Annotated in this window: 11 protein-coding genes; 8 read left to right on the top strand and 3 right to left on the bottom strand. The window is 62.8% G+C overall.

Features of this window, described 5'->3' with window-relative positions; genetic code table 11:
- Positions 1–70: 70 nt before the first annotated feature.
- The 3 genes from VKS22_02855 to VKS22_02845 form a co-directional block, all read right to left on the bottom strand.
- Positions 71–286 carry a dodecin gene (locus VKS22_02855; protein ID HLW69540.1) on the bottom strand — a complete coding sequence of 72 codons (216 nt, stop codon included), beginning with the start codon at positions 284–286 and terminating at the stop codon, positions 71–73.
- 79 nt (positions 287–365) lie between these two features.
- Entirely contained in the window at positions 366–1,790 is a 1,425-nt protein-coding gene (gene selA / locus VKS22_02850) for an L-seryl-tRNA(Sec) selenium transferase (protein HLW69539.1), read from the bottom strand.
- 88 nt (positions 1,791–1,878) lie between these two features.
- On the bottom strand, positions 1,879–3,210 hold the full coding sequence (locus VKS22_02845) for an MFS transporter (GenBank protein HLW69538.1): 1,332 nt from the start codon (positions 3,208–3,210) through the stop codon (positions 1,879–1,881).
- Positions 3,211–3,367: 157 nt separating this feature from the next.
- Between VKS22_02845 and VKS22_02840 the strand changes: the two genes are divergently transcribed.
- The 8 genes from VKS22_02840 to VKS22_02805 all read left to right on the top strand — a co-directional run bounded on the left by VKS22_02840 (position 3,368) and on the right by VKS22_02805 (position 14,553).
- Positions 3,368–4,195 (top strand): enoyl-CoA hydratase/isomerase family protein, encoded by an 828-nt coding sequence (locus VKS22_02840; protein HLW69537.1) that lies wholly within the window; start codon positions 3,368–3,370, stop codon positions 4,193–4,195.
- A gap of 161 nt (positions 4,196–4,356) precedes the next feature.
- On the top strand, positions 4,357–5,535 hold the full coding sequence (gene ribB / locus VKS22_02835) for a 3,4-dihydroxy-2-butanone-4-phosphate synthase (GenBank protein ID HLW69536.1): 1,179 nt from the start codon (positions 4,357–4,359) through the stop codon (positions 5,533–5,535).
- Between the two features lie 40 nt (positions 5,536–5,575).
- The gene (locus VKS22_02830; protein ID HLW69535.1) at positions 5,576–6,799 is read left to right on the top strand and encodes a cytochrome c biogenesis protein CcdA; all 1,224 of its coding nucleotides are present in this window, start codon (positions 5,576–5,578) and stop codon (positions 6,797–6,799) included.
- Positions 6,800–7,099: 300 nt separating this feature from the next.
- Positions 7,100–9,517: a DNA topoisomerase (ATP-hydrolyzing) subunit B gene (gene gyrB / locus VKS22_02825; GenBank protein HLW69534.1), complete on the top strand. Its 2,418-nt coding sequence runs from the start codon at positions 7,100–7,102 to the stop codon at positions 9,515–9,517.
- A gap of 388 nt (positions 9,518–9,905) precedes the next feature.
- The gene (locus VKS22_02820; protein HLW69533.1) at positions 9,906–10,190 is read left to right on the top strand and encodes a GIY-YIG nuclease family protein; all 285 of its coding nucleotides are present in this window, start codon (positions 9,906–9,908) and stop codon (positions 10,188–10,190) included.
- Positions 10,191–10,316: 126 nt separating this feature from the next.
- A complete protein-coding gene (gene gyrA / locus VKS22_02815; protein ID HLW69532.1) occupies positions 10,317–12,851 on the top strand; it encodes a DNA gyrase subunit A in 2,535 nt (844 codons plus the stop codon).
- Between the two features lie 18 nt (positions 12,852–12,869).
- Positions 12,870–13,250, top strand: a complete 381-nt coding sequence (locus VKS22_02810) for a nuclear transport factor 2 family protein (GenBank protein HLW69531.1) — start codon at positions 12,870–12,872, stop codon at positions 13,248–13,250.
- Positions 13,251–13,278: 28 nt separating this feature from the next.
- Entirely contained in the window at positions 13,279–14,553 is a 1,275-nt protein-coding gene (locus tag VKS22_02805) for an MFS transporter (GenBank protein HLW69530.1), read from the top strand.
- Positions 14,554–14,568: the final 15 nt, after the last annotated feature.

Raw genomic sequence — 14,568 nt, 5'->3', positions numbered from 1 at the left:
TGGGGCCGCGACCGAAAACCAAGTCAGCCGCGCCGCGCCGCAACGCATCTCGACTGCGCGACGCCGCGCTTCAGACGGGATCGCCCTCGAGGCGAAAGCCGATGCGGACCTCGACCTGATATTGCAGTTCGCCAGCGTGAACCGAACCGCGTACCGCCTTGACCTCGAACCAATCGAGGTTGCGCAGCGTCTGCCGCGCCTTGTTCACGGCATGTTTCACCGCATCGGACATGCTCTCGTTCGAAACGCCGACGACTTCCACAATTTTGTAGGTTTTATCGGGCATCGCACGGCTCCTTTTGTCAGGCGATAGGCCTGCGATCGGGAGTTTCGCTCCGCGCCCTATCGAATGCAAGTGCTGGCAACTAGTCGAAAGACGGCGTCACGGCGAGGAGCGCAGGATCCTCGATGGCGCGAAGGTCGAGGAGAAAGGCGTCATCGTGAACGCGGCCGATCACTTTGGCGCGGCGAAAGGCGGCGGCGATCGCGTTCGCACTCAAGTGCGGATGAGTGACTCTGAGTGCGCAGGATTCGAGGCGGGCGACCGGCTGCGAGCCCGAGCCAATCTGCGCCGCGCTGGCAACGATCGCGATCGCGAAGGGCGGCCCGAGCCGCTCGATCAGAATTTCGCGGGCCCGCGCCGCAACCGCCGTGAGTTCGGCGGGCGTCCGCAGCAGCATTCGCAGCGTCGGCAGTTCGGCGGTGTGCGTGCGGCTGCGCTGATAGAGTTGCAGCGTCGCCGCGAGCGCGGCGAGCCGCAGCTTGTCGCAGCGCAGCGCTCGCCATAATGGATTGTGCTTGAGGCGTTCGATCAGTTGCCGTCGGCCGACGATGATTCCGGCCTGCGGACCGCCGAGCAGCTTGTCGCCGGAGAAGGTTACCAGCGCTGCGCCTGCCGCTATCCGCTCGCGCACCAGCGGCTCGCGCGGGAGGCCCAGTGCGCCCAGGTCGATCAGCGCGCCGGCCCCGAGATCCTCGACGACCTCGAGCTCGTGCGCGCGCGCGATCGCGGCCAGCTCCGCCAGTTCCACCACGGCGGTGTAGCCGGTGATCTGATAATTCGACGGATGGACTTTCATCAGCAGCGCGGTGGCGGGACCGATCGCCGCGACGTAATCGGCAGCATGGGTGCGGTTGGTGGCGCCGACTTCGCGCAGACGCGCACCACTGCGCGCCATCAGCTCGGGCAGGCGGAAGGAGCCGCCGATCTCGATCAGCTCGCCGCGCGAGACGATGACTTCGCGCCCGTCCGCCAGCGTGTTCAGCACTAGCAGGAGCGCGGCGGCATTGTTGTTGACGACGGTCGCGGCCTCGGCGCCGGTGAGGGCGCACAAGGCCTTCTGGACCACGTCATCGCGGTCGCCCCGCTCCCCACGTGCGAGGTCGTATTCCAGATTGACCGGGGCGCGCGCCGCCCGCACCATCGCGGCGATCGCGCTTTCGGCCAGAAGCGCGCGCCCGAGGTTGGTGTGGATCACGACACCGGTCGCATTGACGACGCTTTGCAGCGGCTCGTCCTCCGCCGCGACGGCGAGCCGCACGCGGCGCAAAATTTCTTCGACCGGCGGTTCTCCGGTGGCCAGCGCAGCAGCGAGCGCCTCGGGTTCGCCGCGTAGTTCGCGCAGTACGCGACGCATCAGGGTTTTGAGATATTCGTGACTGAGGGGCGCGAGCGCCGCGTCGCGCTCGGCGGCGCCCAGGCAGGCTTCCACTGAAGGCAGGTTGCGCAGCGCGGCCGGCCGCTCGCCGTCAGCGGCGGTTCGTTTGAGCTTGCGCGCGCCCGAGGCCATCGCGCCATTATAGCGAGTGGTTCACGGCCGTGCGCGACGACTTCAAGGCTCCGCGCGCGCCGTGGGTTAAAATTTAGTTGGACTGAAACTAGTCGGCGGCCGGCAGCGCGACGCTGAGCGCCGCCTGCGCCGCGGCGATCGCCGGCAGACCGGTCAGCAGCAACAACCCGCATCCCAGTGAAATCACGCCGCAGACGATGACCGCGACCTCGGGACTGACGTGCTCGCCGACGAAACCCACTTCGAGTGCGCCGAGCGGCGCCAGCCCGATGAACGAGAGCGTGTAGATGCTCATCACGCGGCCGCGCAGGCGGTCGGAGACGAACAGTTGCAGCATCGTGTTGGTGCCCGCCATGTAATTGATGATGCCCGCGCCAACTATCAGTTGGGCCAGCAGCGAAAGCGCCATGTTACGCGAAAGCCCGAAAGCGATGGTCGCGATCGCGGTGCAGAATAGACCCGCAGTCAACGTATGGCGCAGCGCCGGACCGCGTTCGGGGCGCGAGGCGAGGTAGACCGCGCCGAGCACCGCGCCGATCCCCTGCGCCGCCATCAGGAACCCGTACCCATGCGCGCCGACTTTGAGGATGTCGCGCGCAAAGACCGGAATCAGCACTGAATAGGTGATGCCGAAGCCGCTGTTGATCGCGACGACGGCGAGCAGAATGCGCGTCGGTTGATGCTCCCAGACATAGACGAGCCCTTCTTTGAGGCTTTTCAGCATCTTGCCGCCAAAGCTCGGCGCGCTCTTCCCGATCGCGAGATGCATCGCGAACAGGCTCCAGATGGCGGCAAGGTAGCTGATGCCGTTCAGAAAAAAGCACATCGCGGTGCCGGTTATCGCGATCAGCAGCCCGGCGACCGCAGGCCCGATCGCCCGCGCGCCATTGAAAATCATTGAGTTAAGGGCGATCGCGTTCGGCAGGTCTTCCTTGCCGACCATCTCGACCACGAAGGCCTGGCGGGCGGGCATATCGAAAGCGCTGACGAAGCCGTTGAAGGCGGCGAGGATGATGACATGCTCGACGCGAACCGCGCCGGTCCAGGTCAGGATCGCGAGTGCGAGGGCGCTCAACATCAAAAGAACCTGGGTCACGATGATCAGGCGGCGCCGATCGACATGATCGATAATCACGCCGGCAAACAGCGCGACCAGCAGGATCGGCACGAAGCTCGCGAACGAAACGAGGCCGAGCATCATCGCGGAGTTGCTGAGCTTGAGCACCAGCCACGACTGCGCGACGGTCTGCATCCAGGTGCCGATCAGCGAGATTAATTGGCCGCCGAAGAAGAGCCGGAAGTTCCGATGGCGCATCGCGCGAAAGGCCACCAGCCAGCCGCGCGGCGACGCGATCGCGGCGCGCTCGGCGTCGGGCAGTGAAGTCTCGGCAGGCGGTTGCTCGGGGAACTGATCAGACATGCGGGCTGCTGACAGTTTATCGCACGGCCCGCGCAGGCGCGAGCGATCTTCGCCGGCACCAGCCGCGATCACGGGCGCTTGCGCGCAAGCGCCGCTCCGCGCAACTACTAGCCAGAGCGCAATTGATTTGTCGTCAAGCAGACACGGAGACTTGCATATGGCTTCGATCAAGCTCGCGGACTACGCGATGCGTTATAAGCACGTCGCGATGGAACGGCGCGAAGGCATCCTGCAGATGACCTTCCATACGACCGGCGATGAACTCAAGTGGAGCGCCGAAGTCCACGAGGAGATGTCCTACGCCTTTTACGACGTCGCGCGCGACTATGAGAATCGTTGCGTGATTATGACCGGCGCCGGCGAGGCCTTCTGCGCCGCGATGGATACCGGCGGCGGCCCGGCGGGACTGCAAGTCGATGAAGATAACGTAGGGGCCGAGAAGCCCGCGCCGCCACCCGCCGGGATTCCCTCGACGACCTGGGATCACATCTACTCCGACGCGAAATACCTCCTGACCAACCTGCTGAATATCGAGACGCCGATGATCGCCGCAGTCAACGGGCCGGCGCTGATCCACGCCGAGCTGGCGGTGATGTGCGATATCGTGATCGCGGCGGACCACGCGGTCTTTCAGGACGCGCCGCATTTCCCTAACGGTATCGTGCCCGGCGACGGGGTGCATATCGTCTGGCCCTTGATCCTGGGTCCGAACCGGGGCCGTTATTTTTTGCTCACCGGCCAGAAGATCGCCGCCACCGAGGCGCTGCGCCTGGGGGTCGTCAGCGAGGTGGTGACGCCGGCGCAGCTCTTGCCGCGCGCCTGGGAGCTGGCCCGGCAGATCGTCGCGCGTCCGTCGCTGACGACGCGCTATGCGCGCGTCGCCCTTGCGCAGCAGTTAAAAAAACTGATGCTCGAAAATCTCGGCTATGGGTTGGCGCTCGAAGGTCTGGGCGGTGCGGCCTTCTGGCCCGGGGCCAAAAACTGATTTGCAATCCGCCTAATCGACATTTTGCGCGCTCGCTAAGGCGCGGCGCAGGGGTTCTCGCGCGGGCCGCGGCTGGGCTACAATCGATTAGCTTTTAGAGGAATCTGACCCATCAGAGCAGGGCGGCATAACGGCCCTCCTGGATCGCAACAAGGATCATAATGTTCGGTGAAATTTCTCCGCGCGAGCATGTGCCAACCGCCCCGTTCATCACGATCGAGGAGGCCCTTGAAGAGACCCGCCGCGGCCGCATGTTCATCCTGATGGACGACGAGGATCGGGAGAACGAAGGCGACATCTGCATGGCCGCGGAAAAGGCCACGGCCGAGGCAATCAACTTCATGGCCAAATATGCGCGTGGCCTGATCTGCCTGCCACTGTCGATGGAGCGGGTCGGACAGCTCGGCCTCAACATGATGGTCGGCGACAATCAGGCGCCGCTGGGGACCGCGTTTACTGTGCCAATCACGGCGCGGCGCGTGGCCGGCTCGGGAATTTCGGCGCAGGACCGCGCGACTACGATTCAGCAGGCGGTACGCGAGGACGCGACCGGCGCCGAGTTCATCACGCCTGGCTACGTCTATCCCTTGCGCGCGCGCGACGGCGGCGTGCTGGTGCGTACCGGCCAGACCGAGGGTGCGGTTGACCTCGCGCGGCTGGCGGGTTTGAAACCGGCCGGCGTGATCTGCGAAATTCTCAAAGAGGACGGCACGATGGCGCGACGCGACGATCTGGTCGAATTCGCGCGCATTCACGGCCTCAAAATCGTCACCGTCGCCGACATTATCGAATACCGCCTGCGCAACGAGACCATGATCGAGCGGGTCGCCGAGGCGCGGCTGCCGACGGCGTCCGGCGAATTCACGGCCTGCGTCTATCGCAATCTGGTCGACCAAAGCGAACATCTGGTACTGACGATGGGTAAGATCACGCCGGAAAAGCCGGTGCTGGTGCGCGCCCACCGCGAATATTTGCCGGGCGATGTCTTCGGCTACACCAAGCGCAACACGCGCAGCCTGCTTCGCGCGGCGATGGAGCAGATCGCGACGGCGGGTGCCGGCGTTATACTCTATCTCAAGCGCGACTCGGAGGCGATCGCGGGCGACATCAATGGCGGCGCGCGGCGCGGGCCGGGTCGCGCGAGCACCCATCTGAATACTCCGGAGTCCGATTTCCGCGACTACGGTATCGGTGCGCAAATCCTGCGCGACGTCGGCGTGCGGCAGATGATCCTGCTGACGGACAGGCCGCCCCGCCTCGCCAATCTGCCCGGCTACGGACTCGAGATTGTCGATCATGCGCCCCTCTCCAACGGTGGCGAACCGCCAATCGATGCCTGAGCGGCCATAGCCCGAAAGTCTGATAATTGAAAGGCTGACGATGGGCGCCGGTTCCTTTGCCCAAGGTGGTTCGTTCGCGAATATCTTCGCGAGCCACGGTAACCTGGCCGGTTTTCTGCTCGTCCTGCTCGGCGGCCTCCTGCTGAACCTGACGCCGTGCGTCTATCCACTGCTCGGCGTCACGGTTGCGTACTTCGGTGTCGGGGGCAGTGAAACTAGCCGGGTCGTCCGGCTGGCGCTGCTCTACGTTCTGGGCATCGCACTGACCTTCTCGGCTGTTGGCGTAGCGGCGGCCTTGAGCGGCGGCCTGTTCGGCGCAGCGCTGCAGAATCCCTACGTGCTGGGCGCGCTGGCCGCGATGCTGCTCGCGCTGGCGGCGTCGAGCTTCGGCCTGTTCACGCTGCAACCTCCCCAATGGATGATGCGTCACGTGGGAGTTGCCCGCCCGGGCTATGTCGGCTCATTGATCATGGGCCTCGGGATGGGCGTCGTCGCCGCGCCCTGTATCGGGCCAATCGTCCTGGGCCTGCTCCTGATGGTCGAGCGCAGCGGCAGCGCACTCTTTGGCTTCGCGCTGTTCTTCACGCTCGCTATCGGGATGGGACTGCCGTACGTTGCGCTCGCGGTGGCCGCCGGCAACATCCGTAAGCTGCCGCGCTCGGGCGAGTGGCTCGCCTGGATCGAGCAACTGTTCGGCTTCGTCCTGGTCGGCTTGGCGCTATACTTCCTTGATCCGCTGACGCCGAACCGGTTGATGACGCGAATCCTGCCGTTTTATGCCGCCGCCGCCGGAATCTTTCTCGGTTTCATCTCCTCAAAAGGCCGGAGCTGGCGGCCCTTTCTAATCGTGAGATCGGCCTTGGGAGTCGCCGCGACAGCCGCGCTGATCTATCTGCTGATTCGACCCAACGCGCCGGCGCAGCAGTTGGCGTTCCGTCCGTACGATGCCGCGTTGCTGGCCGGAGCGAAGGCCCGCCACGCACCGGTCGTGATCGATTTCAGCGCCGACTGGTGCGTACCCTGTCGGGAGATGGAACGCACCACCTTTACTGATCACGTGGTGATTAAGCGCTCCGCTGGCTTTGTGCTCCTGCGGGCGAATCTCACAGTGGCGAACGCGCAGAATCGGGCGCTAATGAAACAGTTCAATGTGCAGGGCGTCCCCACGACGCTCTTTCTCGACGGCGCCGGACAAGTTCGCCAACGCCGCGTCGGCTACATCGGTCCGGACGATTTCCTGAAATACCTGCACGACGCCAACTGAACATCGGCCGGTGCCAGGGCGCGGTAGCGGGGACGAAGTCTGCCGTGCGTGCTCGACACAAACGAACACAGTTTTATTTATAGATAAATAGGTACCGTTTTTAAGGGCACAGACCGCGCGCTGTTACATTCTCGATTTTGTCGCAAAATTATGTGATTTCTTTAGTGCAATGCTGATCTAAAATGGCGTTCTCTTTGGTCTAAACAAATTCTGGAAGGTACTTTACGACCCGCTGCCTAAGGCATAGAATTAGCCCATTCATTCGGGGGCAAGAGGACCTTTTCCTTCTTTCTTGTTTCTATGCCAAACAAAGACGTTTCTGACGGCTACAGCGCTGACTCGATCCGCGTGCTCGAAGGGCTCGAGGCGGTCCGCAAGCGCCCGGGCATGTATATCGGCGACACCGCCGAGCGCGGACTCCATCATCTGGTGACCGAAATCGTCGATAACTCCGTTGATGAGGCGCTGGCCGGCTTTTGTACCGAAATCAACGTGATGATTCTCGGCGAGGATCGGATTTCGGTAGAAGATAACGGGCGCGGGATTCCCGTCGATTTGCATCCGACCGAGAAGCGCTCGGCGCTCGAGGTCGTGCACACCGTGTTACATGCCGGCGGCAAATTCGATCGTGGCGTTTACAAAGTCTCGGGTGGATTGCACGGGGTCGGCGCGTCGGTCGTTAACGCGCTCAGCGAGGAGTTCGAGGTCGAGGTTCGCAAGAACGGCAAGCTTTATTTCCAGCGCTACGAACGCGGTGCTCCTCAAACCAAAGTCGAAGAGCGCGGCGCGACCAAACTGACCGGCACCAAGACAACTTTTTCGCCCGACCCCAAAATTTTTCCCGAGGTCAAATTCAAGTATGAAACGATCGCGCGCTACCTGCGCGAGATGGCCTATCTCAACGCCGGGCTGAAGATCCGCCTGAAGGACGAGCGTACCGGCAAAGACGAGGAGTTTCATTACGAGGGCGGCATCCGCGAGTTTGTCGAGTCGCTCACGCATAGCAGTTCGCCCCTGCACGACGTGATCTTCTGCAAGGGCCTGCGCGACGGCGACGATATCGAAGTCGCGCTGCAGTGGACCGACGCGATCCATGAGACGCTCTTCAGCTACGCCAACAATATCCATACGACTGAAGGCGGCACCCATCTGTCGGGCCTCAAGTCGGCGTTGACGCGGACCCTCAATACCTATGGCGCGAAGAACAACCTCTTTAGCAAGAACAAAGAGCTGCGGCTCGAAGGCGACGATACCCGCGAGGGGCTGGTCGCGATCGTCAGCGTCAAGCTGCCCGAGCCGCAGTTCGAGGGGCAGACCAAGACCAAGCTCGGCAACTCCGAAGTCGAAGGATTGGTTTCGGCGCTGGTCAACGAAAAGCTCGGCGAGTACTTCGAGAAGAATCCCGGCGACGCCAAGCGAATCGTGGCGCGCGCGATCGAAGCCGCGACGGCGCGAGAAGCCGCGCGCAAGGCCAAAGAGTTGGTGCGGCGCAAGGGGGCGCTCGATTCGGGCTCGTTGCCCGGCAAGCTGGCCGATTGCCAGGAGCGCGATCCGGCGCGCAGCGAACTCTATATCGTCGAGGGCGATTCGGCCGGCGGCTCGGCCAAGCAGGGACGCGACCGGCGCGTGCAGGCAATCCTGCCGCTGCGCGGCAAGATCCTCAACGTCGAGCGCGCGCGCATCGATAAGGTGCTCTCCTCAACTGAACTGCGCACATTGATCACGGCGCTTGGGATGGGCGTCGGCAGCGACAAGGACCTCGCCAAGCTGCGCTACCACACGGTCGTGATCATGACCGACGCCGACGTTGACGGCTCACATATCCGCACGTTGCTGTTGACCTTCTTTTTCCGCCAATTTCCCGAGATCATCGAGAATGGCTACCTCTACGTCGCGCAGCCGCCCCTGTTCCGCGCCAAGAAAGGCAAGACCGAGCGCTTCCTCAAAGATGAGACCGCCCTCGAGGATTACCTCACCGACCTTGGCGCTGAGGCGGTGACTTTCGAAGCCGGCAAGGGCAAGGAGGCGCGCGAGCTCAAGGGCGCGCCGTTGAAGGGCTTTGTCCGCAAGGCGCTGCACTTCGATCGCATGTACGAAAATCTCGAACGCCGCGCCAAGGAGCGCGCAATCGTCGCCGCAGTCGCGAAACTCGTTAACGACAAGACTCTCAGCGCCGACACCTTCATGGACGAAAAGGCGCTCCGCAAGATCGCAGATAGCGTCAAAGGCGAACTGGCCTCGGCGAATCTCGAATACCGCGTCGAGCCGGATACTGAGACGGCCTGGCGCGCCGTCTTCTTTCATCTGCGCAACGGCGCCACGCCGCCGACGGTACTCGATTTGGCGCTGTTCCACAGCGGCGAGCTCCGCGAGATTCGCCGCCTCGGCGCAGACCTCGAGACCTATGCGACGCCCTACAAGCTCCAGACCGGTGATGTGGTGCAGACGGTGGAATCGCCCAAGGCGGTCGCCGACGCGGTGCTGGCGGCGGGCCAGAAGGGCGTCGAGATTCAGCGCTACAAAGGCCTGGGCGAGATGAACCCGGATCAGCTCTGGGGCACCACGATGAATCCCGAGGTGCGCTCGATGCTCAAAATGGAGATCGGGTCGCAGGAGGACGCCGAGGAGATCTTCGCCAAGCTGATGGGCGATCAGGTCGAGCCGCGCCGCGCGTTTATCGAGGAGAACGCCCTCAACGTCAAGAATCTGGATATTTAGAGGGGAGTGCAAGGGTGGAACCAGAGAAAAGGTCAGAACCAAGCGCAAAAGCACTGTTGGAAGCAGATCAGCGGTATTTTAACTCGAGCGTCGGAAATTTGAGCGGTGGGTTCGTCCGCCGTATTCCGCAGGACATCTTCATCTCCTGCGGACCTGACATAATTTCATTGGAAGAGCTCGAAGACCGCGGGCTCGTGAAAGACGCAGATGGACAGTTCTCAGAGTCTTCCGTTAACCGGGGTCTTGCGTGGCTCGCGGAACGAATCGCGCTGACGACGCTGAGACTGGCGGGGCAGACGAACGCTAGATACTCGTAAAACCTGATTTGTCATCCTGAGCCGGCGAGCAACGCGAGCCGTGTCGAAGGACCTCCGCGAAGCGATTTCCGATGGCCAATTACTACGTTTACATCATGACAAATCGGACACACGTTCTATATATCGGCATCACCAACAATCTCGCGCGGCGAGTTGCCGAACATCAGGAAGGCGTCGTGAGGGGCTTCACTCAAAAGTATCATCTCGCGCGTTTGGTCTACTTCGAACCGTTCCACGACGTGCGCGATGCTATCGCTCGTGAGAAGCAACTCAAAGGGTGGCGTAGGGAGAAGAAGATCAATTTGATCGAATCGTCCAATCCGAAATGGTCTGACCTGAGCAAAGACGCGAGTTAGAATCGCTTCGCGGAGGTCCTTCGACACGGCTCGCGTTGCTCGCCGGCTCAGGATGACAAACAAAGTGGCTGGCGAGATATAGCGTCATGAGAAAATTCTCTAAATAAGAAGTGATCAAAAATATCAATGCCTGAATCGACCAACGGCAACGAACCAATCCGCAACGAACCGGCGCGGCTGACGATCGAAGCCGACATGCGCCAGTCCTATCTGGACTACGCGATGTCGGTGAATATCGGGCGCGCGCTGCCCGACCTGCGCGACGGCCTCAAGCCGGTCCATCGCCGGATTCTCTATGCGATGTTCCGCGAGGGGCTGCTCTCGACGCGGCGCTACTCGAAATGCGCCGGCGTCGTCGGCGAAGTGTTGAAGAAATATCATCCGCACGGCGACGGCGCGGTTTATGACGCCTTGGTGCGACTCGCGCAGCCCTTCAGCGTGCGTTATCCGCTGATCGACGGGCAGGGCAACTTCGGCTCGATCGACGGCGATCCACCTGCGGCCTACCGCTACACCGAGTGCCGACTGACCCGCCTGGCCGAGCGCCTGCTCGCCGATATCGACAAGGAGACGGTCGATTTCGTTGACAACTTCGACGGCTCCGATCAGGAGCCGGAAGTCCTGCCGTCGCAGATTCCGAATCTGCTGATCAACGGCTCGGACGGGATCGCGGTCGGGATGGCGACGAATATCCCGCCGCATAATCTTGGCGAAGTCTGCGACGCGCTGCTCAAGTTGATCGAGCGGCCCGAGCTGACGCTCGAAGAGATTCTCAAAATCATCCCCGGTCCCGACTTTCCCACCGGCGGACAATTGCTCGGCCGCGAGGTGATTCGGCAGGCTTATCTCAACAAGCGCGGCATCCTCACGATCCGCGCGCTGGCCGCGATCGAAACCGACAAGCGCAGCGGCCGCGCGTCAATCATCGTTCGCGAGATTCCTTACCAGGTTAACAAGACCAAGCTGATCGAGCGGATCGCTGATCTGGTCAACGACAAGCGGCTCGAAGGGATCAGCGATCTGCGCGACGAGTCCGATCGCGACGGCATGCGGATCGTGATCGAACTCAAGCGCGACGCCGAGCCGCGGATCGTGCTGAATCAGCTCTACAAGCTGACCCAGATGCAGGAGAGCTACGGGCTCATCATGCTGGCGATCCACGAGGGGCGCCCACGCGAGCTAAGTCTGCGCGATCTCCTGGTCGAGTTCTTGAGCCATCGCCGCCAGGTGCTGACGCGGCGCACTCAATTCGAGCTGCGTCAGGCCGAGGCGCGGCTCCATATTCTCGAGGGGCTGCTGATCGCGCTGCGTAATCTCGACGCCGTGATCAAGCTGATCCGCGCCGCCAAGGACGCCGAGGCCGCGCGCAACGGCCTGATGACGCAGTTCAAGCTGAGTCAGGCGCAGGCCCAGGCGATTCTCGATCTCACGCTGCGGCGGCTGACCTCGCTCGAACGCGAGAAGATTGAGGCCGAGCACAAGGAGACGACTGAGACGATCGCGCGGCTCAAAACGATCCTCGCCGATGAGCGCGAGCTGCTGAAGCTCATCGCCGCCGAGCTCACCGACATCCGCAAGGAGTTTGCCGACGAGCGCCGCACGCAGATCATTGAAGCGGAAGGCGATTTCTCGATCGAGGATCTGATCGTCGAGGAGGACGTGCTGGTCACCGTCACGCACGGCGGTTATATCAAGCGCACGCCGCTCTCGCTCTATCGCACCCAACGGCGCGGCGGCCGCGGCAAGATCGGCGCGACCACCAGCGAGGAAGATTTCGTCGAGCATCTGGTGGCGGTCGGGACGCATGACCGGCTGCTGTTTTTCACTAGCGCGGGCAAGGTTTACGAGAAAAAGGCTTACGAACTGCCCGAAGGCGGACGCGCCGCGCGCGGCCGCTCAATCGCGAACCTGCTGAGCCTCGCCAACGACGAAAACCTCTCAGCCTTCCTCGCCGTGCCCAAGGATACTTCAGGCAAATATGCCTTTTTTGCGACGCGGCGGGGGATGGTCAAGAAGACCGAGCTCGATCAGTTCGGCAATATCCGCACCAACGGGATCATCGCGATCAATCTTGAGGAAGCCGACGAGCTGATCGGCGTGCGGGTTACTGACGGCAATCAGCAGATCGTGCTCTCGACCCGCGCCGGGCAGGCGATTCGCTTCAAGGAGGAGGAGGCGCGCCCGATGGGCCGCGGCACTTACGGCGTCGCCGGGATGGAACTCGAATCCTCCGCAGTCAAAGACGGCAAGACCACTACTCTCGTGCAGGACGAGGTCGTCTCAATCGCAGTCGCGCGCGACAACGAAACGCTGCTCACCGCCTCTGAAAACGGCTTCGGCAAGCGCACTCCGGCGTCGGAATACCGTCTGACTCATCGCGGCGGCAAGGGCGTCATCACGATGGATGTCACGGAAAAGACCGGCAAAGTCGTCGGTGTGCTGCAGGTGGGCAGCGACGATCAGGTGGTGGTGATTACCGATCAGGGCAAGGTGATCCGGCTGGGCGTCAAGCAGGTGCGGATTACCGGGCGCAACGCCCAGGGCGTGCATCTGGTAAAACTCGAGCTCGGCGAGAAGGTCCGCGCGATCTCACGCCTTGCCGAGCCGGAGGAAGACGAGACCAACGGCGACGACGATGCGAATGACGCCGACGAGGAATAATCCTGACGGAGTATGCTTATGATGGCGCGCGAGGAATTGATTGATCTGGCCCAACGATTCGTCGATGCGTTCAACCGCAACGACCTCGACGCCGTGATGGGGTGCTTCGCCGACGGCGCGATCTATGACGAATTCAACGGCCGCCGCAACGTTGGCCTCGAGGCGATTCGCGCCGCCTTCGTCCCGCAGTTTACCGGCGCCTACGGCGAGATGAAATTTATCGACGAGGATCTTTTCGTTGACGCGGAAACCGGCAAGGTGATGGCCAGCTGGCGTTGCACACTCTCGATCAAGGGGCGCGCGACGGCCTGGCGCGGCCTCGATCTGATGTACTTCAAAGACGGCAAGCTGATCGCGAAATCGACCTACGCGAAGGCTGCGGCGCCGCTGTTTCAATAGCGCAGCCGAAGCGATCACGCGATCTCGGTTGGCCGCGTCACGCCTTCACGGCGTGGCGTGGATCGAATACAAGATGCGGCTCATGGGCAAGCCGCAACCCCATCCGCAGACCGGACTGACGCGCGCCGAGGCAACGCACGCACTGGTCGCGAGCTTCCTCGGCTGGACGCTCGACGCGTTCGATTTCTTCGTGCTGGTGTTCGTGTTGCCGGCGGTCGCCAAGGAGTTTCACAAATCGATCGCAGACCTGGCGTTCACGATCACGGCGACGCTGGGGCTACGCCCGCTTGGCGCGCTCGGCTTCGGCTGGCTGGCGGATCGCTACGGCCGGCGCATGCCGTTGATGATCAACGTGATTTTTTACTCGCTGATCGAAGTTGCGAGCGGACTCGCGCCGAGCTACGGCTGGTTCCTTTTCCTCCGCGCACTCTACGGCATCGGGATGGGCGGGGAGTGGGGGGTGGGGGCCTCGATGGCGATGGAGGCGGCGCCGCCGCGCTGGCGCGGCCTGCTCTCGGGCCTCTTGCAGGAGGGTTACGCGGTCGGCTATCTGCTGGCGGCGGCGGCCTATTTTCTGGTCTTCCCGCATCTAGGCTGGCGTCCGTTATTTTTTCTAGGCGGCGCGCCGGCGCTGCTGACGCTTTACATCCGCGCGAAGGTGCCGGAATCAAAGGCGTGGGAACGGGCGCGACCCGAGTCGGCGGCAATTCGCAACGCGCTCCGACGGAACCTGCCCCGCTTCGTTTATCTGGTCGCGCTGATGACCATGATGAGCCTGATCTCGCACGGCACCCAGGACCTTTATCCGACCTTCCTCGAAAAGGGGCGCGGGCTCGGGCCGCGCACAGTGGCGACGATCGCGATCATCTACAACCTCGGCGCGATCCTGGGCGGCCTCACGGTCGGATGGTTCTCGGATCATTATGGACGGCGGCGCGCGATGATCATGGCGGCGCTCGCCGGTGTCGCGAGCGTCCCGCTCTGGGTCTTCCCGCATGCGCTGATCTGGCTGACGGCCGGCGCCTTTCTGATGCAGTTCATGGTGCAGGGGGTCTTCGGTGTCATACCGGCGCATCTGAGCGAGATGTCACCGGCGGAGGCGCGCGGGACATTTTCGGGGATGGCGTATCAGCTCGGCGTGCTTTTCGCATCGGGCGCGGCGTATGGCGAAGCCTTGATCGCTCAGCACCTGGGCTATGAGGCCGCGCTCGCGATCGTCGCGACGACGGTGCTGATCGGCGACGCGACCATGATCGCGATCGGCAAGGAGCGCAAGGGCTCGGAGCTGCATTCGACGGATTAGCGCCGTGCGGCGCGC

The sequence above is a fragment of the Candidatus Binataceae bacterium genome (genome assembly GCA_035308025.1).
In the GTDB taxonomy this organism is placed as follows: Bacteria; Desulfobacterota; Binatia; order Binatales; family Binataceae; genus JAJPHI01.
This window is presented reverse-complemented; position numbering and strand designations above follow the sequence as displayed.

Excerpts from the sequence above, each read along its gene's own strand:
- VKS22_02855 (HLW69540.1), bottom strand. The coding sequence starts at position 286 with ATGCCCGATAAAACCTACAAAATTGTGGAAGTCGTCGGCGTTTCGAAC.
- selA (HLW69539.1), bottom strand. The coding sequence starts at position 1,790 with ATGGCCTCGGGCGCGCGCAAGCTCAAACGAACCGCCGCTGACGGCGAG.
- VKS22_02845 (HLW69538.1), bottom strand. The coding sequence starts at position 3,210 with ATGTCTGATCAGTTCCCCGAGCAACCGCCTGCCGAGACTTCACTGCCC.
- VKS22_02840 (HLW69537.1), top strand. The coding sequence starts at position 3,368 with ATGGCTTCGATCAAGCTCGCGGACTACGCGATGCGTTATAAGCACGTC.
- ribB (HLW69536.1), top strand. The coding sequence starts at position 4,357 with ATGTTCGGTGAAATTTCTCCGCGCGAGCATGTGCCAACCGCCCCGTTC.
- VKS22_02830 (HLW69535.1), top strand. The coding sequence starts at position 5,576 with ATGGGCGCCGGTTCCTTTGCCCAAGGTGGTTCGTTCGCGAATATCTTC.
- gyrB (HLW69534.1), top strand. The coding sequence starts at position 7,100 with ATGCCAAACAAAGACGTTTCTGACGGCTACAGCGCTGACTCGATCCGC.
- VKS22_02820 (HLW69533.1), top strand. The coding sequence starts at position 9,906 with ATGGCCAATTACTACGTTTACATCATGACAAATCGGACACACGTTCTA.
- gyrA (HLW69532.1), top strand. The coding sequence starts at position 10,317 with ATGCCTGAATCGACCAACGGCAACGAACCAATCCGCAACGAACCGGCG.
- VKS22_02810 (HLW69531.1), top strand. The coding sequence starts at position 12,870 with ATGATGGCGCGCGAGGAATTGATTGATCTGGCCCAACGATTCGTCGAT.